This is a genomic window from Paenibacillus litoralis, assembly GCF_046244365.1.
Taxonomy (GTDB): domain Bacteria; phylum Bacillota; class Bacilli; order Paenibacillales; family NBRC-103111; genus Paenibacillus_V.
Map to the genome: position 1 here is coordinate 2,590,344 of NZ_CP176395.1, position 22,075 is coordinate 2,612,418.

The 22,075-nt window shown below is 54.5% G+C and carries 19 protein-coding genes; 15 read left to right on the forward strand and 4 right to left on the reverse strand.

Annotation, left to right across the window (positions count from 1 at the left end):
* Nucleotides 1-17: 17 nt before the first annotated feature.
* From ACKGJP_RS10385 to ACKGJP_RS10400, 4 genes are all read left to right on the forward strand, one after another.
* Nucleotides 18-761, forward strand: coding sequence for a glycosyltransferase family 2 protein (locus ACKGJP_RS10385; RefSeq protein ID WP_409345581.1), 744 nt, complete (start codon nt 18-20; stop codon nt 759-761).
* Between the two features lie 20 nt (nt 762-781).
* Nucleotides 782-1,549 carry a glycosyltransferase gene (locus ACKGJP_RS10390; RefSeq protein WP_409345582.1) on the forward strand — a complete coding sequence of 256 codons (768 nt, stop codon included), beginning with the start codon at nt 782-784 and terminating at the stop codon, nt 1,547-1,549.
* 130 nt (nt 1,550-1,679) lie between these two features.
* On the forward strand, nt 1,680-1,814 hold the full coding sequence (locus ACKGJP_RS10395; RefSeq protein WP_409345583.1) for a hypothetical protein: 135 nt from the start codon (nt 1,680-1,682) through the stop codon (nt 1,812-1,814).
* Nucleotides 1,787-2,758 (forward strand): ROK family protein, encoded by a 972-nt coding sequence (locus ACKGJP_RS10400; RefSeq protein WP_409345584.1) that lies wholly within the window; start codon nt 1,787-1,789, stop codon nt 2,756-2,758. The genes ACKGJP_RS10395 and ACKGJP_RS10400 overlap by 28 nt, the downstream gene beginning before the upstream one ends.
* A 236-nt stretch (nt 2,759-2,994) precedes the next feature.
* Here the strand turns inward: ACKGJP_RS10400 and ACKGJP_RS10405 are convergent, their stop codons facing one another.
* Complete coding sequence (locus tag ACKGJP_RS10405; protein WP_409345585.1) at nt 2,995-4,104, reverse strand: SGNH/GDSL hydrolase family protein; 1,110 nt, start codon at nt 4,102-4,104, stop codon at nt 2,995-2,997.
* A 181-nt stretch (nt 4,105-4,285) separates the two neighbouring features.
* Here ACKGJP_RS10405 and ACKGJP_RS10410 point away from each other — a divergent pair, with 181 nt between their 5' ends.
* From ACKGJP_RS10410 to ACKGJP_RS10460, 11 genes are all read left to right on the forward strand, one after another.
* Nucleotides 4,286-5,125, forward strand: coding sequence for an ion transporter (locus ACKGJP_RS10410; RefSeq protein ID WP_409345586.1), 840 nt, complete (start codon nt 4,286-4,288; stop codon nt 5,123-5,125).
* 178 nt (nt 5,126-5,303) lie between these two features.
* On the forward strand, nt 5,304-7,424 hold the full coding sequence (locus ACKGJP_RS10415) for an ankyrin repeat domain-containing protein (RefSeq protein WP_409345587.1): 2,121 nt from the start codon (nt 5,304-5,306) through the stop codon (nt 7,422-7,424).
* 188 nt (nt 7,425-7,612) lie between these two features.
* A complete protein-coding gene (locus ACKGJP_RS10420; RefSeq protein WP_409345588.1) occupies nt 7,613-8,848 on the forward strand; it encodes a serpin family protein in 1,236 nt (411 codons plus the stop codon).
* A gap of 149 nt (nt 8,849-8,997) precedes the next feature.
* Entirely contained in the window at nt 8,998-9,714 is a 717-nt protein-coding gene (locus ACKGJP_RS10425) for a futalosine hydrolase (protein ID WP_409345589.1), read from the forward strand.
* Complete coding sequence (locus ACKGJP_RS10430) at nt 9,711-10,541, forward strand: 1,4-dihydroxy-6-naphthoate synthase (RefSeq protein ID WP_409345590.1); 831 nt, start codon at nt 9,711-9,713, stop codon at nt 10,539-10,541. The genes ACKGJP_RS10425 and ACKGJP_RS10430 overlap by 4 nt, the downstream gene beginning before the upstream one ends.
* A gap of 87 nt (nt 10,542-10,628) precedes the next feature.
* Nucleotides 10,629-11,303, forward strand: coding sequence for a lysoplasmalogenase (locus tag ACKGJP_RS10435; RefSeq protein WP_409345591.1), 675 nt, complete (start codon nt 10,629-10,631; stop codon nt 11,301-11,303).
* A gap of 300 nt (nt 11,304-11,603) precedes the next feature.
* On the forward strand, nt 11,604-12,584 hold the full coding sequence (locus ACKGJP_RS10440; protein ID WP_409345592.1) for a polysaccharide deacetylase family protein: 981 nt from the start codon (nt 11,604-11,606) through the stop codon (nt 12,582-12,584).
* A gap of 395 nt (nt 12,585-12,979) precedes the next feature.
* Entirely contained in the window at nt 12,980-13,900 is a 921-nt protein-coding gene (locus tag ACKGJP_RS10445; protein WP_409347123.1) for an ABC transporter permease, read from the forward strand.
* Between the two features lie 24 nt (nt 13,901-13,924).
* The gene (locus ACKGJP_RS10450; RefSeq protein WP_409345593.1) at nt 13,925-14,800 is read left to right on the forward strand and encodes a carbohydrate ABC transporter permease; all 876 of its coding nucleotides are present in this window, start codon (nt 13,925-13,927) and stop codon (nt 14,798-14,800) included.
* 54 nt (nt 14,801-14,854) lie between these two features.
* Nucleotides 14,855-16,396 (forward strand): extracellular solute-binding protein, encoded by a 1,542-nt coding sequence (locus tag ACKGJP_RS10455; RefSeq protein WP_409345594.1) that lies wholly within the window; start codon nt 14,855-14,857, stop codon nt 16,394-16,396.
* A gap of 114 nt (nt 16,397-16,510) precedes the next feature.
* A complete protein-coding gene (locus tag ACKGJP_RS10460) occupies nt 16,511-18,793 on the forward strand; it encodes a helix-turn-helix domain-containing protein (RefSeq protein WP_409345595.1) in 2,283 nt (760 codons plus the stop codon).
* 137 nt (nt 18,794-18,930) lie between these two features.
* Here the strand turns inward: ACKGJP_RS10460 and ACKGJP_RS10465 are convergent, their stop codons facing one another.
* The 3 genes from ACKGJP_RS10465 to ACKGJP_RS10475 all read right to left on the reverse strand — a co-directional run bounded on the left by ACKGJP_RS10465 (nt 18,931) and on the right by ACKGJP_RS10475 (nt 21,985).
* Nucleotides 18,931-19,806: a sugar phosphate isomerase/epimerase family protein gene (locus ACKGJP_RS10465; protein ID WP_409345596.1), complete on the reverse strand. Its 876-nt coding sequence runs from the start codon at nt 19,804-19,806 to the stop codon at nt 18,931-18,933.
* A complete protein-coding gene (locus ACKGJP_RS10470; RefSeq protein WP_409347124.1) occupies nt 19,803-20,876 on the reverse strand; it encodes a Gfo/Idh/MocA family protein in 1,074 nt (357 codons plus the stop codon). Before ACKGJP_RS10470 ends, ACKGJP_RS10465 begins: the two co-directional genes overlap by 4 nt.
* A 182-nt stretch (nt 20,877-21,058) precedes the next feature.
* Nucleotides 21,059-21,985: a helix-turn-helix domain-containing protein gene (locus tag ACKGJP_RS10475; RefSeq protein WP_409345597.1), complete on the reverse strand. Its 927-nt coding sequence runs from the start codon at nt 21,983-21,985 to the stop codon at nt 21,059-21,061.
* Between the last annotated feature and the right edge of the window lie 90 nt (nt 21,986-22,075).

The following is a 22,075-nucleotide window of genomic DNA, read 5'->3' on the forward strand; positions in this document are numbered from 1 at the left end:
AATAGGAGGCAGTACGCATGCATGTGGATTTCGTCATTGTGACTTATCATTCGGAAGCCGTGATCGGGCCGTGCTTGGAGTCGATCTTCCGTTACACGCCGGATCCCAAAACGGTGTTCGTAATCGATAACGGAAGCGAGGACGGTACGCTTCGCGAAGCGTCTTCCTTCCCAAACGCGATCATCCTGGCAAACGGCGAAAACGCCGGCTATGCGAAAGCGGCCAATCGGGGAATACGGGCCGGTTCGGGCGACGTGATCGCCGTTATGAATGCCGATACGAAGGTTACGGAGGGGTGGCTGGAGCCGCTGCTCGATTGCTTATTGGGCGACGAGAAAGTGGCCTTAGTCGGTCCGAAAATGATAAACCGGCATAATCAGCTCGTAAGCACCGGAACGGACTGGAATTGGACGATGCCTTCCTTTATGGAGCAAAATCGGCAGGGATTGCTTGAGGAGACGCGCGACTGCATGGTGATCAACGGCGCTTGTTTTCTGATGAAGCGCGAGCTTACCGGCCGGCTTGGTCTTATGGACGAAAACTATTTTTTCTACTTCGAGGAGACCGATTACTGCTTTCAAGCGCTTCATAACGGTTACCGTGTTGTCTATTGTCCGCAAAGCCTCATTTACCATGAATACGAGAACAACACGCCGCTGCGCTCGGACATGATCAGCAAGCATTGGAACGACAGCCGGGACTATTTCGACCGGAAATGGGCGGGCAGGCCTATTCGTAACCCACACGGCGCAGCTGACTAAAAGGACAAGGGGGATCAAGCATGAGGTTGTCCGCAATCGTTCCGGTGTTAAACGAATCCTTCTTCATGCCGCTCTATCTGGAGTCGGTATCCGCGTTCGCCGATGAAATCCTGATCGTCGACGGCGGAAGCACGGACGGCACGCTGGAGACGATCGAACGGTTTCGGGGCATGGGCAAGTGCGATATTCGCGTATTTTCGATGCCGCAAACGGGCCAGCCCTACACGGAGGCGTGGAACGAGCATGCGGTCCGCAATTTTCTGATCGAGCAGGCTACCGGCGACTGGATTATCAATTTGGATGCGGATGAAATGTTCGACGACCGGATCCGCGAGATGCTCCCGGAGCTGATGAGCAACGAGCATGCGGACGCTTACCGCTTTCCATTTATCTGTTTCTGGGGAGACATCGGCACCGTAAGAGTCAACGCACCGGGCGACGAGCATTGGTCCGTCGATATTCTCCGGATGTTTCGCCACCATATCGGCATTCGCTACAACGACATGAAGCATCACTGCACCTTGCTCCTCGAGGACGGAAGATCGATTTGGCATTTGCCGCCCCGGCGTGTCGATGTTCCCGCCTATCACTATCATTACGGACTCGGCAGCCGAATCAAATATAACGACAGCCGGAGAAACGATGTCAATATAATTAATAACGGCGACGTGCCGGATTGGCAGTACGGGAAGCTGCCCTATGAGATCCGAACCGTCTCTTTCGCCGGCGAGCATCCTTTCGTCGTGCGGAACTATTTAAGAAGCCGGGCTCCCTCTTCCGATACCTGAAGGCTTAGAAGCAGCGGGGTCTTCAGGAGATAGCGGAGCTTAATCGGAATACCGTGTCGCTCTATATCGCTTTTACGGTTATTGTCATCGAATTACGAAAAAGCTGCAAATTCGTCATAAGGAGTAAAAAATGATTCTTTTGTCCCAAAATGAGCTGGCTTATGATAAGGGTACGCTGCAGCGCGAGCTCGCTGCAGCGGCAACCAAGACGAGTCAACCGGATAAGGAGGGCCAGACATGGGGTATCGGATCGGAATCGATCTAGGCGGGACGAATATCGTATATGGCCTCATCGGCGGAGCCAGCAAAATTGTAGACGTATTGAAGGAACCCACGGAAGCTCATCGGGGAAGCGATGACGTGCTTCGCAAGATTGCGGAAGGCGTACGGCTGCTCATCGTCCGAAACGGACTCAAGCTTGCCGATATCGAAGCGGTCGGCGCGGGCGTCCCGGGTCTTGTCGACCCGGACCGGGGCGTTTGCATCGGCTCGTCCAATTTGCATTGGCGGGACGTCGAGGTGGCGAGACAGCTGGAAAATCTGCTCGGCATGCAGGTATACATAGATAATGACGTAAGGATGTACGTGATGGGGGAAGCGCTGTACGGTGCGGGCAGGGGGCATCGCTACGTTCTGGGCGTTACGCTTGGGACGGGCATTGCGGCCGGACTCCTATGCGACGGAAGACCTTATTACGGCGCCGGTAAAATGGCCGGGGAGCTTGGTCACATCCCGATGGACGGAGAGCTGGAAACGTGCGGCTGCGGAATGACCGGTTGCTTGGAAACGGTCGCCTCGGCCACCGGGCTGGCCAGGCAGGCTCGCCAATTGATGCAAGCCGGGCGCGCCAGCGTTCTTGCCGAATTGGCCGGCGGGAATATCCGCGAAGTAACGGCGGCTCATATTTCAAGAGCTTACGATATGGGAGATGCCGTCGCAACGGAGATCATGCATCATACCGGACGCATGCTCGGCAAGGGTCTGTCGTATGCGGTTACGCTCTATAACCCCGATGTTATCGTCGTGGGCGGCGGCGCAGCCAATGCAGGCGAACGTCTGCTGGCCAAGACGAGGGAGGAGCTCCATAAACGCGTGCTGCGCATGTATGCTTTCGGTCTGGATATCAAGACGGCGGAGCTTGGCGATTATGCAGGCGTCGTCGGCTCTGCCGCGAACGCGGCATGGATGATGAATAAGCGCAGCCGTTAAATCGTGCCCTTCATTTATAAGGAATAGCAGCCGGATTGGCGGGGGATTCCCTCTTCTTCTTTGCGAGGGGGGAGAGGGAGGAACGAAGAGCTTACGGGAAGGGGATCTCCTTCCCGTAAGCTCTTTAGTTTGGGATATTTGGCCGAATAGAGGATTGACCTTTTTCTCACTGGGGCTTAACAATGGAACGATGCGCTTGCCAGCCTATCATTCCGAAATAGTGGTCTACTGGCCGCTTACAGCAAATGCTTGACGAGCTCGCGCACGGTCGGCTCGAGAGACTGCGCCATGCGCAGGAAACCGAGATCCGTCGGATGGACGCCGTCGACCGTGCATTCGCTGAAGTCTTCGCCAAGCAGGTCGGAGCCGTCGTAAAAAAAGACGTTCGCTTCGCCTTCCCGACGAAGCCGTTCGACGGTTTCCTTCTGCACGCGCTTGCGGCCGTCGTGCATGTCCCGCATGCCCTCATCGAAGCGGTCCTTCGCATAGCGGATTTTGGAGACGACAAGGATCGGTACCGCAGGATGGCTTTCCCGCAATATCCGGATAAACTCCGGTAAGGTTGCCGCCATTTGCTCGACACCAGCTACATTCGCTTCATAGTCTAGAACGAATAGCGCCGGATCTGCGATTTCCGCAATCGTCCGGGCGACTTCGGGTTCTCCCTTTCCGTTGCCGGAAAAGCCGAGATTGACGAACTCGAGCGGGATAGAGCGGCTCAGGATAGCCGGATACGCCATACCCGGACGGGAGGCGCAGCCGCCTTGCAGGATTGAAGTTCCGTATAGAACGACAGGCTTGGCGCTGGCAAAAGCCGGGGCGGCGCTCAGCTCCGCATCCGGGTCGACGCCGATCCATACTTCCTCGACACCCTGATACAGCGGAAAGTATAAGGTAACGCAAAATTCGCGCTTCTTTTTCCAATCGTAGAATGGCGTTTCGTATTCGGTCTTCGTGTGGTCGAAACGCGCCGTACCCCAGAACTGCTCGCTCCCCGGTTCTCCGAGGTAGCAGTCGAAGCCGCATTGCCCGGTAGCCGGCATGTGATACATATTCCCGGGACCCGACAGCTTCACCTTGACGGATAGCCGCGAGCTGTTCGTCCGGAAACGGATTTGTCCGCCTGCCGTGCAGTTGGCCAGCGTATCGACGGCCGGCGGCAGGACGTTTGCGGGAGCGGCGGGAAGACGGCGGTATTTGCCTTCTTGCGCCAGCCAAGGAAAGCCTGCGAGCTGAAAGGGCTGCTCGAACGGAGACAGCCATTTTAGCGTTTTGTCCTGTACATCTTCAATGGACATATTCCGGTCGAGATTGATGACATCGATCTTTTTCGTTTGCTCGGACACGAGAATTCATCTCCTTGTTTCATCAATTACTGGAAGCTTTAAGGCAAAGTTTGCCTTATTCCTGCTTGGTTGTCAATGCATTTATGAGAGAAAAAAATCGCCGCGGCCGTCCCGCTGCCTGTGATATATTGAAGATAACGTTGCTAGGCGTCAAAAAGCTTGGAAGGTGAGGCGACAGCCTTTGGTTTCCTGGAAAATGGTGTATGAATCGCTTGTTATTTTATTGCTTGTTACATACGGCATCGTGCTGCTGTCCGCCAGCGAAAAGCACCCGCTGCTCACGCCGGATGTGCTGGATGCGATCGATTGGGGAGTCATCGCTTTTTTTGCCGTCGAATATATCGTTCGCTTCTGGAGAGCGGGGGACAAGCTCCGGTTCGTCCGCAGCAACTGGTTCGATCTGATCGCGATGCTGCCGATTTCTTCTTCGTTCCGCTTCGCCCGGCTAATCCGCATTGTGCGCCTCATTCGCATCATGCGTTCTTCGCCGCTAGTGTGGACCATCGTCAGCTCCAAGCAGACGCGCATCATGACGGCGTTCGCCGCCGTCTTCATGGTATGGAGCTCCGCGGGCATCTTCCTGCTCGAGAGCAGAGTGAATCCGAATATTCAAAATTTCGGCGACGCGTTCTGGTGGTCGATCGTAACGACGACAACGGTCGGCTACGGCGATGTCTCCCCGGTATCGGTCGGGGGCCGCATCATCGCGGTGTTTCTCATGCTGACCGGGATCGGTTTAATCGGCACGTTTACCGCCAGTCTGGCAAATCATTGGATGGAATATTTCTCGAAGGGCGGGGCGCAAGCCGGCATGCCCGAGAAAAGCGGCGACAAAGCGCCGGCGGTTTCGGGCATAGCTCCGGAACGCGGAGAAGAGGAGCCGCCGGAGGCGCCCCGAACCGTGCAGGACGATCTGAAACGGCAAATATGCGGCTGGATCGAACGCGTCGACAGGCTGACGGAAGAGGAGTATGCCCTTATGCAGCAATCCATCGCGATGCTTAGAGGCGAGAAAAAGTGATCCGTTCGTCAATGACGGACTCCTGCTGAAAGGGAAACAGGTCGTTTGTCGCGAGACGTTGCTGTGGCAAACGAAGCGGCTGACGCGGCACATTATACTACCACAACATTCCATATTTCTGCTATATTAGTTGGGCAGCTAGATTGGCGGAATAGGTAAAGGAATTGGAGTGGACAACATGTATTGCACACAATGCGGCGGAAAAGCAGGCGATAACGATCTTTTCTGCGCCGTCTGCGGAAACAAGCTTCATAAAGGGGAAGCGGGGCCGGCGTCGGCACATAAACCGGCTGAGGAGAACGAAAGAGGGCAAACAAGAACAAAGGCGCCCGAAACGAACGGCGGTGCTGACGCTAATCGTGCTGAAGCCGAAGGGGACGGGCATCAATCGGCCGGAGCGCCGGAAGCTGCAAGCGAGCCGGGCATGGCGCAAGCCTTTGTCGGCGCGAATGCAGGCTATTATAGGCCTCGGTGGAATAGGGAACGTCCGGGAACCGACAGCGGATGGAACTGGGCGGCTTTTTTCTTCAATATTTTCTGGTTTTACTACCGCAAAATGAGCGGGATCGGCTTTGTTTTGCTGGCGCTCTCTCTGCTTGCCGGCTACGGGGCGATGAAAGGGGATGTCCCGGGTTTAAGCACGCTGATCGGCTTGATCGTGGCGCTGTACGCCGGATTGAGAGGGAACGCCCACTATTACAACCGGACGCAAAAAGCGATCGCCGCGTTCAAGGCGGAGCCCGGCAAGAAGCCGGAGGAGCTGCGGCGGCAAGGGGGAACGACGTGGGGCGGTGCGCTCTTTTCACTTGCTCTCTTTATTGGTCTATCTTTTGCGGTGGCCTTCGTCGACGAGAGGCTCGCTTCGCAGTCCGTCTCTTCCGCTGAAAGCGTCCCTGACTGGATGCGGAGCAAAAGCGATGCCGTGCACTTCGGCAATGCGGTCACGAGCTACGATTGGGAAGACAAGCTGGGTCCGGATAGAGTGCTCGCCATTGTCGGTGCCATTTTGGGAGAATGGGGGAAAGCGAATCTGCCTTATCGGCAGACGGGCGCCGGGGCAAAGGCGGATGCGATAATATGGGCGGAAATGGCGATGACGGCGCTCGACTCGCGCGAAATGCGCGGCAAAACGCTGAACGAGGCGCTGGAGTTTATTCGACTTAATCTGAATAAACCGGAAACGGGCGATTCGTTATGGAAATCGGCATCTTCCGCAAAATCGCCGGGTCCGTCTTCCGTTCCGAAAGCGTCTGCAAGCCCGCAAGCGCCGACGAGTCCGTCTTCTTCGTCAGGCGCGGTACGTAACGCGAAATCGGAAGAGCTGTTCGATGCGGTCTACAAAAACGACGCGGCCCTTATACAAAAGCTGCTGAAGCAGGGGGCGGACCCCAACGCTCAAACGGAGTATGGAGTTCCGGCGCTTCATGAAGCCGCAAGCATGGGGAAGCTCGAAGCGTTTAACGCGCTGCTCGCCGGCAAAGCGGATCCGTCCGGCACGAATAAAAGCGGCGACAATGCGCTGTTCGCGGCGCTGGACGCTTCCTTCAACGCCAATGATTCGGGCGAGCGCTATCTCAATAAGAAGCCGGAAACCGCGATTACGATGGTAAAACGGCTTTTGGAGCTTGGACTCGGTCCGAACAGCAAAGATGAATTCGGCAGAACGGCTTTAATGAATGCCATTTGGTCGTTTCCGGATGCCGTTCCGGTACTCCTGAGCGCAGGCGCTGATCCGAATCTGCCTGACAATAAGGGAGATGTCGCGTTATCCTACGCTTTTTACGAAGAAGCGGTCCTCAAACAGCTGATGAAAGCCGGCGCCGATCCGAAAATCCGTAACAAAGAAGGCGAATCGGTTTACGATATCGTCGAGAAGCAAAATTTGCCATTGCCGGCCAAGGCGCTCGGGATGACGATCAAGATCAAGCCGGTATTCCCGGAAAACGATGAGGTTAAGCGCATCAAGGATACGGCGGTCATAGGCTTGAGCCAGACCTTCGCGGAGCAAATGTTCGGCAAGCCTTCCCTTCAAGGGGTGGACGCGATGAACGGTACGGATCCCGTGTGGGCCTATAACACCGTGGCCAAGAAGGGGTATAGCTATAAGCCTTCAAATGCCGATGAAGTCGATATGGAAGGCTTGAAAAGCGGGAGTATGAAGATGCAAATGTTCATCACCTGGAATTCGTCCGGCAACGAGGCGCAAGCGATCAGCGTTTATGTGGGCGGCGACGATGGCATCTATGGGTATCATTTCAAGCCAGGCGACGAGGTCGTAAACGGAAGCAAAATAGACTGAAACCGATAAAACCGCTAGAGACCTTGAACTTCCTTCAAGGCTTTCGGCGGTTTTTCGCTTTTCGCAGAACATGGAAGCGGGCGGCGGCTCTTTACCCTATACCAGACGGATATAGGTGAGACACCGGCAACCTTTCCTTTCCCTGCGGCGTCTAACTCCATAAATAGGAAAAAGGGAGCCTTCATTCGATGCTGAAAAAAATAGCTATGACCGCTGCGTTGGCGGTGCTGCTCGCAGCTTGCGGCAAGACGGAGAGCGAGGCAATCACGTTTAGAGACCGAAACCTGCTTGCCGGGCAATTGAATGCCGGGGTGGTCGATGCGACCAACACGTTCGGCCTCGCCTTGGCCCAACGGGTTATCGCCGAAAAGCCCGGCAGCAACGTGAGCCTGTCGCCCATAAGCGTCATGCAAGCGCTCGCGATGACGATGAACGGCGCATCGGGCGGCACGAAGGAGGCAATGGCGCGCACGCTGCGACTGGAAGGCATGCCCATGGACGAACTAAACGAGGGGGAACGTTCTCTAACAAGGCTGCTTGAGGATGCGGGACCCGGGATCAAGCTGTCGGTCGCTAATTCGCTTTGGCTGCAGCAGGGCTGGCCTTTTCGCTCCTCTTATAAAGATGCGGTTTCGAAATCGTATGCAGCGGAGCTCCAGGAGAGAAATTTGCCTGCCCCTGCGGTGCGCAAGGAGATCAATAAGTGGGTTAGCAAGAAGACCGGAGGGAAGATTCCGACGATCGTCGACGATCCCGTTTCCGCAAGCACGAAGCTGATGCTGATCAACGCCCTCTATTTCAACGCAGCCTGGACAAATCCGTTCAAGGCCGAGAACACGAAGGACGGTACGTTCTCCTCGGCTGACGGCACCAAGAGACAAGTCGGTATGATGCATCAAGAGGGACGATTCGAGTATGACGAAGAAAACGAATACCAAGCGCTAAGGCTCCCGTACGGCGACGGCCAAATGGGCATGCTCATCGTGCTTCCGCGGCCGGATGCCGACCGCAAGGCGCTAATGAATAAACTATTTACCGATCCGGCATGGTGGGAACGGCGCTTTGAGAGCTACGGCGGCGATCTTGCGCTGCCTAAGTTCCATGTGGATGCGACTCTTGGGCTCGAGGAGGCGCTGTCCGCCATGGGAATGGAGAACGCCTTCGACAAGCATAAAGCCGACTTTAGCGAGATGGCGGATTCGTCCGGCGAGCCGCTTTATATAAACCGTGTACTCCATAAGACGCAGGTGACCGTATCGGAAAAAGGGACGGAAGCGGCGGCCGCAACCGTCGTGGAGATGAAAGCGGGCTCCGCTCCGCCGAACGGCCGTTTCACGATGACGGTCGATCGCCCGTTTTGGTTCGCGATCCAGGACCTGCAGACAAACGCTTTGCTGTTCGTAGGGGCGGTCGAGAAGCTGTAAGAACGGACGAAAAGGGCACAGGCTACGAATAATTTCAACTGTCAGGCGTTATCGCGGGTCCAGACCCGGGTTGATTTATTTCGTGCGTATGGTTTAATGAGGGGGGAACAGTCGGCCGGACGCCGGCCCATTTGAAGGAGAATGAACATATGGACGCTGACCGTATTAAGAAGCTGCCTGATGCCATAGATCGATTGCAGCCGCCTCATCAACCGCGGGTGCTCATCGTAACCTCGGTCGACGCCGAGAAGGATGCGGTGCTGCGGGGACTGCATGCCGCAGGTGCCGGATCGGATACGTTCGTCGTACTTACGGTAGGCGTCGGAACCGCGGCGGCCGCGGTCGGAACGGCAAGAGCGCTTGCCTCGGCGAAATACGACTTGGTCATCAACGCCGGTATTTGCGGCGGTTTTGCCGGACAAGCGGAGATCGGCACGCTTGTCGTCGCGAGCGAGATCATAGCCGCCGATTTGGGAGCGGAAACGGCTGACGGCTTTATCGGCCTGGACGAGCTTGGCTTCGGGTCCTCTCGCGCAGCTGTCGACAAGGATCTGGCTGCACGGGCTGCAGAAGCGTTCAGGCATGCCGGATTGCCGGTCGCAATGGGTCCGATTCTGACGGTTTCTACCGTGACCGGCACCGCGGCGAGCGCTGCGGAACTGGCAGTGCGCGTGCCGGGAGCGGCAGCCGAAGGGATGGAGGGCTACGGGGCGGCGGTTGCGGCGCACGAATTCGGGCTGCGGGTGCTGGAAATCCGCTCCGTCTCCAACGCGGTCGGGCCGCGGGACAAATCCGCATGGCGCATCAAGGATGCGCTTCAAGCGCTGGAAGCCGCCAGCCAAGCATTAACGGAGGTGTTTGCATGAAAATCGCTTATTCACCGTGTCCCAACGACACGTTCGTGTTTCACGCCTGGGCGCACGGACACATTCCGGGAGCGCCTAAGCTTGACGTTATGTACGCGGATATCGATATTACGAACGGTTTGGCAGCAGGCTTGCAAGGGCCGGAGGTACTCAAAATTTCTTACGCGGCGCTGCCTTGGGTGCTGAACGAATATGCGCTGCTGCCTTGCGGAGGCGCCCTTGGCAGAGGCTGCGGCCCGCTTGTGCTGACGAAGACCGGCGGGAACGATCCGTCCTTATTAACGGGCCGCAGGGTCGCGGTACCGAGCGAGCGTTCGACCGCTTACTTGCTGTTTCGTCTATGGGCTGCACAGAACGTTCCGGGCGGTGTAGGAGAAATCGTCGTCATGCCGTTTCATGAAATCATGCCGGCTGTGCGGGACGGCTCCATCGACGCCGGCCTCGTCATTCACGAGGCGCGCTTTACGTATCCGTCGTACGGATTAACGTTAATGACCGACCTTGGCAGCTGGTGGGAAACGGACACGGGCCTGCCGATCCCGCTTGGCGCCATTATCGCCCGCCGTTCGCTGGACCAAGCGTCCATCGCGAAATGGATCCGGGCTTCCGTCGAGTATGCATGGGCGAATCCGGAAGCATCGCGCGAGTACGTGCAGCAGCACGCCCAAGAAATGGATCCCGAGGTAGCGAAGGCTCATATCGAGCTGTATGTGAACGAATTTACCGCTGATTTGGGCAATGACGGCTATGCGGCTGTCCGCGCGCTGCTTGGCCGTGCCGCCGATGAAGGGCTTGTGCCCCGAATCGATTTGGAGGCGCTGCGGTAAAGCGCAATCTTATACGGATTTTAAACTTCCTTTGGTAGACTGATTCCGGCGGTTCGAACCGCTTCGTCTATTAAAGGGGGTTTTTCCATGTTTCGAAAGATTTTGATCGGTGCCATACTCGTGTCCGGCATCGGTTATCTGCTCGCTATGGCGGCTGACCATACGCTTCTGAGGTGGCTATTAAAGCCCGGCACGATCGTGCTTATGATTGCGCTCGCGGCTACGACACGGCAAACGTTCGGCGCTTACCGATATTTGATTATGGCGGGGCTCGCGTGCTCTGCGGTAGGCGATAGCTTCCTGCTGATGGAAGGAGCAAGCTGGTTTACTTACGGGGTGGCCGTTTTCATGGCGGCCCATCTCGTATATATGGCGGCTTTTCTTACGCGCGGAAGCGTCTCCCCGTTTCGGCTGCTGGCCTTGCTTCCGATCGCCGCTTACTCCGTATGGCTCTTAAGCGGTCTTCGCGAGGGCATGGTCGCCGGCGGCAATACCGGCATGTGGGTGCCGATTACGGTATACGTTATCGTGATTTCCCTGATGATCTGGTGCGCCGTATTTAGCGGAAACAGGTTCGCCGTTATAGGCGCAATCCTGTTTTTCTTGTCCGATTCGCTGCTGGCCTGGAATAAATTCGTTTCGCCGATAGAGGGGGCCGGTTACGCAGTTATGATCACCTATTACTTGGCGCAATTCATGATCGCCATGAGCCTTGCCAAGTCGCCTTCCCGGAGCGAAGCGTTTAAAGCTTTGGCGGGTTGATTGCCCGGCCGTGCTCTCGGCCATAACCCTTCGTAGGGTACGGCGGGAGAGCAGGCCTCGTTCCTTTTAGCTCAAGACAATCGATGATAGCCTCGCTTGACGGGACCGGCGGAGATGTTCTCCGCCGGTCTTTTGCGCGGGAAACAGCTGCTTTTCGGTTGCCATTCCGAATTACGGATGGCAAGTTTCGGGAATGGCGGAGGGTTTAGAAGAAAAATGTCGAATAATAGGAGCGTAACGATTATCGCCATGCACCCTGCAAGGGCATATACTAGCTGTGGATAACGGGAGGGAATGTCTATGAAAAGATCCATGATTGCCGTCGCAGCCGTAACGGCATTCTCCTTGATGCTAACCGCTTGCACCGAACAAGACAAGCAAACGAACGGTCCGACCGCCGCCGTTTCGACTACACCGACAAGTTCGCCTTCGACAACGCCGGCCAAAACCGCCGCGCCGACGCCGGAGCCTACCAAAGCGCCGTCGGAAAAGCCTACGGCCAGCCCGTCGCCATCGGCATCGCCTTCACCGTCTGCATCGGCCAAACCGACGCAGGAACCGAAGCCGACGACCGCGGCCAGCTCCGCTCCCGCAGCTTCGGGGGATAAGAAGTCGATCTCCTGGTATTACATGAAGAAGAAGAAGGGCCAAGTGCCGGACTTCCCGGCCGAAACGAAGAAAATGAAGCCGGAGCAAAAAGTCATCTATGTAGGAACCGGCAAGAAGGTGTACTTGACGATCGATACGGGCGGTCCGCTCGGCGACGTGGACAAAATGCTGAAGGCGCTCAAGGATAACGATGTGAAGGCGAATTTTTTCGTTGCGGGCTACAATATTAAGAAAAATCCCGATTTTCTGAAGCGGCTTGTCGAGGACGGCCATCTGGTCGCCAACCATACGATGACTCACACGGATATGACCAAGATGACGGACAAGGAAGTGAAGAAGGAAATCGAGGATTACGAGAAGCTGTATAAAGATATTACGGGCAAGGAAATCGTAAAGTATTTCCGCTTCCCTTACGGTACGTACAGCATGCACCTGCTCGACCTGATCTCCGGCATGGGCTATTCTTCGGTGTTCTGGTCGACGGCGATGCGCGATTGGGAGCCGCGTGCGAACGGCGCGGACGATCCATACAACGATATTATGAACAATTTGCATGACGGCAACGTCATCCTGATGCACCAGGGCTCCGAAGAAAACATCGACGCGCTGGACCGGATCATTAAAGGGATCAAGAAGGAAGGCTACGAGCTTGCGCTGCTGAGCGACATGTAGGAGCCATTCTATGCGGTACCAGAGGCTGTCCAAGAAGGTCTGTAAAAGACCTGACGGGCAGCCTTTTTTTGACGATTCAGAAAGGTTATCTCCGCTGAATGTTCATCGCCTCGGTAAACGCAGTTATACTTTCGATGCCGCTTTCTTCGAAAACGTGCAGCCGTTAGGCGGTTATCCGTGTGGGCTGCGTACATGAGTCCCGCCAATGATTATTCGACACTCGCTGATGATTATCCGGAGGCTCGCCGCTCATTTCATTCGCTAATGATTGTAGACGGTACCGCGGTTTGTTCGTTACGCTCGGCTTAGTCAATCGACGGGCAACACGAATAAGGAGGGATGGCATGCTCACGCAACAAAGGACCGTTACGGCAGGAGCGGGCAGCGGGAAAACGATGCAAGCCGAAAGACGGAACCGAATACGCAGAATCGTTCAGCGCGACCGCTGGCTGTACTTCATGCTTCTGCCCGGCGTTATTTATTTTATTTTGTTCAAATATTTGCCGATGTGGGGCGTGTTGATAGCCTTCCAGAATTATCAGCCCTTTCGCGGCTTCTGGCATAGCGATTGGGTGGGAATGAAGCATTTTATCCGTTTTTTCAGCGAACCGGCGTTTTGGATGCTCTTTCGCAATACGGTCGTGCTGGCGCTGTACAATTTATTGTTCTTCTTCCCGCTGCCGATCGTGGTCGCCCTGATGCTCAACGAGGTGCGCAAGGAGGCTCTAAAGCGGCTGGTGCAAACCGTGATTTACATTCCGCACTTCTTTTCCTGGGTAGTGGTAGTCGGCATTTTCTATATGCTGTTTACGGTTGAAGGCGGCGTCGTTAACGAGTTGATCGCTGCGACGGGCGGGCAAAAAATCAATTTCCTGATCAGCAGCGACTGGTTCCGTACGATGATCATGACCGAGGTGATTTGGAAGGAAACCGGATGGGGGACGATTATTTTTCTTGCGGCGCTGGCGGGCGTTGACCCGCAGTTGTATGAAGCGGCGCGAATCGACGGCGCAAGCCGCCTACGCCAGCTATGGCATATTACGCTGCCTGCGATACGCAGCACGATCGTCATTTTGTTCATATTGCGGCTCGGGCACTTCATGGACACGGGCTTCGAGCAGATCATTCTGATGCTGAATGCCATGAACCGGGAGGTCGGCGAAGTGTTCGATACCTATGTGTATTCCGTCGGTATAAACCAATCCCAATTTAGCTACAGCACGGCGGTTGGACTGTTCAAATCGGTCGTGGGCCTGATTCTGGTGCTGGCGACGAACGCTCTGGCCAAAAAAACCGGCGAAGAAGGCATTTATTAAATACAACTCGGAAGAAGGGATTCCATGAAAGAACGAACGCTTGGAAGCAGGCTGTTCGATATCGGTAATTTAACGCTGCTTATTGCGTTTGCGGTCATTACGCTTGTTCCTTTTCTATATATGGTTCTGGGATCGCTGGCATCGCCGGAGGAATTTACCAGACAGGGTATGGTGCTTATTCCGAAGCGGTTCTCGCTGGAGGCTTATACGTACATTTTCTCGACGAACACGATTGTCCGGAGTTTGCTCAACACCGTTTACATTACGGTCGTCGGGACCCTGATCAACATTTTTTTTACGGCGGTAATGGCTTATCCGTTGTCAAGGAGAGAGCTGCTGGGCCGCAAGCCCGTGATGCTAATGATTATTTTTTCCATGCTCTTCAGCGGAGGGATGATCCCTACCTTCTTGATCGTGAAGGCACTCGGTTTAATGAATTCCTTGTGGTCCCTGTTAATTCCGGGAGCGATCAGCGCGTTTAATCTGATTATTCTCAAAAACTTTTTTCAGCAAATGCCCGAAGGGATCGAGGAATCGGCCAAAATCGACGGCTGCAACGACCTCGGTATTCTGTTCAAAATCGTGCTGCCGCTGTCGCTGCCGGCTATCGCCACCTTCTCGCTGTTCTATGCGGTCGGACATTGGAATTCCTTTTTCTCCGCCATTTTGTACATTAACGATACCACGAAATGGCCGATACAAGTCATATTGCGGCAGGTCGTTATTATGGCTGAGGGGGGAATCGGCGATTCCAGCCAAGTAAACGATTCGTTTGCGATTCCGCCGCAGTCGATCAAAATGGCGGTCATCACGGTATCTACGCTGCCGATTTTGCTGGTGTATCCGTTTTTGCAGAAGCATTTTGCCAAAGGCGTTTTATTGGGTTCGGTTAAAGGATGATGCTTTCTTCGTCGTCTTTTACTATACAATAAGAGAGTATAAGGGAGGATCACAATGAGAGAATGGACGGGAATGAAACGGAGTGGCTGGAAAGTTATCGGGGCGGTCTCTTTATCTGTAGGACTGGTTGCCGGTTGCGGCAGTCAAGGATCGGAAACGGCTTCGAGCTCGTCGCCTATACCGACATCGCAGGAAACGGCGAAGCCTAAGGAGCCGCTCAAGCTATCGATGATGAATATGTATTATTCGGCGGAGCCGCCTAAAGCGGACAATGAGGCTGTCAAAATGATAGAAGCGTATACGGGAGCGAAACTGGACATCACATGGGTGCCGAATTCGGCCTACAACGATAAAATCAACGCAACGATTGCGGCAGGCGAGCTTCCCAAGATCATGATGATTGCCAGCAACAAAAGCCCCGGTATCGTCAATGCGGTTCAATCCGGCATGTTCTGGGAAATCGGCCCTTACTTGAAGGATTACCCGAATCTAAGCAAGCTGAACCCTTTGGTGTTGAATAATATTGCCGTTGACGGCAAGGTGTACGGCATCTTTAGAAGCCGTCCGGTTGCGCGGGAAGGGGTTATTTTGCGGAAAGATTGGCTGGATGCGGTTGGCCTGAGCGCACCCAAAACGATCGACGACTTCTACAATGTCGTGAAAGCGTTCGCCACGAAGGACCCGGACAAGAATGGCAAGGACGATACGTTCGGGATGTATGAAGGACGGGGAATGAACGGCTTCCAGACGTTTCTGGCCTGGTACGGCGGTCCGAATTTGTACGGCGTTCAAGACGGCAAGATCGTCCCTGATTTTATGACCAAGGAATACGTGGACGCGATGAAGCTGTACAAGCGGATGTATGACGAGAAGCTGATCAATCAGGACTTTGCCGTAGTGCCGGGTACGAAGCGGCAGGAAGCGATCAACCAAGGAAAAGCCGGACTAATCATCAGTACGCTCGACGACGTGAACGCAGGCTTCAACGATTTGGTCAAGGCGAATCCGAACGCGGTGCTTGATGTGGTCAGCCGGATTAACGGGCCGAAGGGCGAACGATTGATGCTGTACAACGGCGGCTACGTCGGCACGTACATGTTCCCGAAGACGAGCGTAAAAACCGAGCAGGAACTGAAGCAAATTCTAGGCTTCATGGATAAGCTGGCGGACCAAAAGATGCAAAATTTGTTCGAGTGGGGCGTGGAGGGCAAGCATTTTAAAATCGAGAACGGAAAACCGGCGCGCACGGACGGCAAAGCGTACGAAACGGATATTAACTCGGTCTACCAAATCCGCTTCGATGACGGAGGCATGGCAGATGCCGGCGAAGATATGCCGATCGTCAAGAAATACAAGCAGATGTTCAAGGAGAATACGCCGATCGCCGTAGCCAATCCGGCCGAATCGTTCCAGTCGGCTACGCTTGCGGAGAAAGGCTCGGAAATCACGAAAATCGTGCAGGATGCCCGAATCAAATTCATCATGGGCACAATCGATGAAGCGGGCTGGAACCAGGCGGTCGAGCAATGGAAGAAGAGCGGCGGGGACAAGGTGATCGAGGAGTACACCGCGCAGTACGCCAAGCAGAAAAAGTAAGACGAAGCTAGCCCGAAGGCGGCCGCTGCATTACAATAGAACTTCGGGAATTCACTGCCGGGACCGGTAGTGAATTCCTTGCCTATTTCGAACCTTCTGGAGGTTGTCCCGTTCATGAGATTCCGTCCGCCTAAATTTTTACTGAGGCTGATTTTGTTCAGCTTGCTTTTGGGGACCCTTCCGGTGCTTATTTTAGGGGTGTTGTCTTATCAGAAGTCGTCCGAGATCATTCAGGATAAGGTAGCCAAAGGCAACATGCTGAATTTGGAGCAGACCCAGCAAAGGGTGGAGCAGATCCTGAAGACGGCAGACAAATCCGCGACGCAATTCATCGGCTCATCGCTCGTGAATTCGGCATTGAATATGCGGTTAACCCCGAACCAGTTTGAAACGGTAAATGCGTTGCTGCAAGGACTTTTACAGCTGCAAAGTTTTGATCTGGGCATCCAGGACATACTGCTCGTCAGCTTGAAAAGCGGGTGGGCGCTAGATAACAGCACGGAAGTGCTCCCTTTGGACGGTTTTGAACAGAGCGCTATGGTGAAGCAATACGCCGCGAACGGCAAAACCAGCTACTGGACGCATGATGAAACGGGAGAGCAGGTGCATCTGGTCAAAAAGCTGCCGCTGCACGCATCCAGCCCTACGGGGCTCATTATCGTCAAATTCAAAAGCAAAGAGATCAACAAGCTGCTGGCAAACGACCGTGAGCTTGGCGAAGTGATGATTCTTGATGAAAATAACCGCATTCTTGCGCATAGCGATCCTGTCCAGGTCGGCAAAGACATGAGCGGGGCTGCAGAATTTCAGCCGATTCACAGCGGGTCGGAGGCGGTAGGCACATATAATTCTACGGCAAAGGCCAATGACGATATTGGCGTAACCTTCCGGAGATCGCCTTATAATGGCTGGACCTATGTTTCCGTTTCCGCGGTTGATCTGATCACGAAAGATTCAAGGGTGATCGAATGGTATACGTACACCGCATGCCTCCTCATTCTAGCGGTTACGATGATTCTGGCTTGGCTGGGCTCGAGAAAAATGTACAGTCCGATAAGCCGGTTGTACCGCTCGCTGCAGGCGGAGTCGAAGGCTGCTGAACCGGCTGATACGGACGAGTTGGCCTTTATCGGCAGTCAGGTCGATGAAATGCTTCATACGAAGCATCGCTTGACCGGCATTATTGAAGTCCAGCGGCGGCAAGTCGAGGAACTGTTTCTAATCAAGCTTTATCAAGGGGAAGTCCGCAGCCGGGAAATCGGCGAAAAGCTGGTAAACTTCGCTTACCAAAATACTTGGGATCGCATATGCGTGATGGCGGTTCAGATCGATTCGATAGAAGGCACCCGGTATGAGGAAATGGATGAGGATCTGCTTCTCTTCGCGATTAACAACATCGTCGGCGAAATCATCCCGTCAACCGAGAGGCTGAAGCCGACAGTTGTACGCCGAACCCAGGTAACGCTGCTCGGCTGCTTGGAAGAGAGCGAAGAAGCGTGCAAAAAGCGGATCAACGATCTGGCGGCAGAAATCCGGCAGAAGGTCGGGCATTACCTGAAGCTGGAGGTCAGCATCGGCATCAGCCGCTTCTATGGCGCGATCGAGGAAGCTCACATGGCTTACCAGGACGCGACCGAGGCTTTGAAATATACGATTCGGATCGGAACCGGTTCTATCATCTACATCGAAGATGCGGAGCCGGAAGGAACGATTCTGTCGCTGCTCCCCGGACGGACCGTACAAGAGCTGCTGGATGCCGTGAAGCTGGCCGATACTGCGCGAGCGGATCATTTGCTGGAAAGCTACCTGCAGGACATTTTTCAAGAAAAAGTCAGTCACAGAGAATATTTTGTGCCGCTTACCGCTTTCCTGCTTGATCTTGTAAGAATGGCGCATCATGCCGGCGAACCGATCGCTTCGCTCTACAACGGCGAGAAAACGCTGATCGACCAGTTGTACCGGCTCAAGACGGTCAAAGAAATCGGGCAGTGGTTTCGGGAAACGCTCCTCTTTCCGCTGATCGAGCAGTTCGAGAAGAAACGGAAATCACAGTACATGCGCATATCGGATCAGATGGTGGAGATGATCCATGCGGAAGCCGAGACGGATTTGTCGCTCGATCTGTGCGCTTCCCGGCTGGGCTACCATCCGGATTACATACGCGGCGTATTCCGCAAGGAAACGGGCATCAATTTCAGCGACTATTTATCCGGCTTTCGGCTGAGAAGGGCGAAGGAAATGCTGGTCGAGACGGATATGAAAATATCCGAAATCGCCGAGCGGCTCAGGTATAACAACTCGCAAAATTTTATCCGCTATTTCCGCAAGCAGGAAGGGATTACGCCGGGACAATACCGGGAAAAGCGGATTTCGGCCGATTCTTCCGCACTCGAATAATAACCCTGCGAACCGCTTATCCAATCAGCGGTTTCGCAGGGTTATTCGTCCTTCCCGCAATCGGGTCATGCGGCAACTGGCCGCCGCCGCGCTGTGTTGTGACAAGCTCCGATAGGAGAGCGCGCTTTCGTACAGGTCTAACGGAACCTTTTAATAAACTCGACTGCGCGGCGGATATCCGCTTCCGGGCTTGCGCCTACTTCGCGTTCGATCGTCAAATACCCTTTGTAGCCGATATCGGACAGCGCCGCAAAATAATCGTCGAAACGGACGTTGCCTTCGCCGAGCGGCACTTCGCGGAACGCTTCTCCGGAGGCTGCCATGTCGGAGATCTCTTCGTGAGACATCCCCTTATGCCCAAGGAAGCCGTAAACGGCGATCGGATCGACGAAGTCGCGCAGCTTGAGGCCGTCTTTGACATGCGTGTGCACGATATAGTCCTTAAGCGTATAGACGCCCTTCACGGGATCGTCTCCGGTCACCATAACGAAATTGGCGGGATCGAAATTGACGGCTACCCCTGTGGAGCTCAGCTTGTCCAGAAAGGCTTTCAGATGCGAGGCGGTTTCCGGTCCCGTCTCGATCGCGAAATGCGCGTTCATGCTTGCCGCATAAGATGCTAGCTCTTCGCACGCTTCCAGCATCGGCCGATAGAAAGGATGCGATTCCTCCGGCACGATGCCGATATGCGTCGTTACGACGTTCGTGCCAAGCTCAAGAGCCAGATCGAGGATACGCTTCGATTTTTCCACCTTATGCGGATTTTCCGATTCATCCTGGAAGCCGTGGCCTCCCAGGTCGCCGCATAACGCAGCGACTTCCAGCCCGAGCGAGCCGATATACGCTTTGAGCTCCTTGCGCGCCGCAGGAGACAAGTTGTAAGGATCCATCTCGCCGCGGACCGCGAAAATTTGCACGCCTTCCGCTCCGACCTCAGCCGCTTTCTTCAACCCTTCGCGAACGCCGACGCCGAAGCTGTCGACGATGACGCCGATCTTATTCGTTAGCTTCATCCGCTGCTCTCCCTAAAATGAATTTCCCGGCCGAGCTTTGCCGACTCGTAGATGCCGCATAATATTTTCATCATTTCCACCCCGTCCTCTACGGGACTAAGCGTGACGGTACGGCCCAGGCACGAGTCGACGAAATGATTGATTTCGTTCGCAAAGCCCTGTCCCACGTCAAAAGCGAGATTGTCTACCTGAGGCGTGACGTTCAGAATCGTATCGTGCCTTTCGCTGACCAGCAGCAGTTCCGGTTCGAGCTCCACGCCGCCTTTTTCCCCGTAGATTTTAGCCGTAATTTCATCTTTCTTCGCATGAAGGGTGAAGCTTACGTCTACAAGAAGCGAGGCGCCGTTCTCGAAACGGATCAGCGCGTTAGCCAAATCCTCTACGTCGTTCTTGTCCGGATCGTAATCCGAAGACTTGTAGTAGGAAATGTTTTGCACGTTCGAACGGTTGCCGAGCTTTTTGTACGTGTTGCCGCTCACCGACGCCACCTTCGGTCTGCCCATTAAATACCAGCAGAGGTCGATCACGTGCACGCCCAAGTCGATTAACGGGCCGCCGCCTGACCGTTCCAGGTCGGAGAACCAACCGCCCGGATTGCCGATTCTGCGCAGACATGAAGCTTTGGCGTAGTACACGTCGCCGATTTCTCCCGCTTCGATGAAGCGGTTTACGATTTTCGTGTTGCTGCCGTAACGGCGGACGAATCCGACCTGCAGCACGCGATCGCTTGCCCGTACGGCTTTCTCCACCTCGAGCGCTTCCTCGACCGTTTTGCAGAGCGGCTTCTCGACCAGCACATGCTTGCCTGCTTGAATGGCGGCGATGGCGATCGGGGCATGCGAGTTGTTGTGCGTGCAAATGCTGACCGCATCCAGCTCCGGATCCTTCAGCATTTCGCGATAGTCCGTGTAAATGCGGGTTACCCCGTACTGCTCCGCCTTCTTGGCGGCTCGTTCCTCGATCAGATCGCAGAACGCAACCATTTCGACTTCCTGATTGGCCGCATACGAACGCATATGAACGCCGGAAATGCCGCCTGTGCCGATAATGCCTATTCTCAGCTTCGCCATAGTCATGTTCGCCTCTCTTCCTTTGCGGATGCCCTCTTGCCTTTCTCAAAATCTCAGGAAGCATTAACTCCGCTGATTGTTCGATTTCTCGGTAAACGTCTGGCGCTAAAAGACGCCGAATGGCGTTTATCCTTGTTGGAATCGTATCAAGAAGCGGCGGGAGCTGTCTTTAACCATAACGGTTAATCGATTGTTCCTTTTTTGCGATTGACGATCAGCTGCTGGTAGTCTGTAGGGGAGACGCCGTAGCTTTTGCGGAACGCTTTGCTGAACGTGTGGATGGATTGATAGCCGAGCTTTTCGGATATTTGCGTGATGCTGTAGGCCGAGTCCTTCAGCCATTCTACGGCTTTCTCGAACCGTCTGCGGTTGAAATATTGCTTGATGGTGAAGCCCGTCTTTTGCGAAAAAAGATGGGACAGATGGGAGTAGCTGTAGCCTAATTTCTCTTCGAGCTGCGTAAGCTTGATAATCGTTCCGTTTTCCAGGTTGCTGTCGATATAGTGAATGATTTCGTAAATGAGGCTTTGATTCGCATCCGCCGCATTTTGGCGGGAATACTGCTTCTCCCAGCTGTCGAAAAAACTCCGGTACGTGAAAAAGATAATTTGGAGCAGATAGGTTTTGATCAGCAGATCGGAGTAGTCCTTCAGATTGATCAGCTCGTTGAAAATACCGAGAAACGGCGCTTCGATACCGAATTTATCCGCGGTTACCGGTATTTGCACCTGATCGAACATACGCTGAACGTGAATAAGGCTGCCATATTCGCTTTTGGACGTGTCGAAGCCGAAGCCGATGTAATAGTAGCGGAACGGGTCGACCGCATCGGCTTGGCCGTCGTGACGCTCCCCGGGCAAGCTGATATAAACGTCGCCGGCTTTGACCGGATAACGCTTGTCATTGCTGTAGTAATACCCGCTGCCCGAGGCGATATAGCTGATTTCATAGCAAAACTGGAAGTGGTTCCCTATGGAAAAACCGGTCTCTCCGCTTAAATCTCCGACCTGATAAAGAAGGATGGCGTCGTATTTCCGGGGATCGTTGTAATACTTGTTGTCAAAATGAAATTTGGTCCCGCTGTTTCTGGCATTTGTCTGCTCGAACATGCACTCCGACCTCTCGACATTTCGTTACCTAGTCATTTCGACGGGCGCCCGCCAAACCCTTGCAGTCTTGAGGCAATTTGTCCTGTTTGT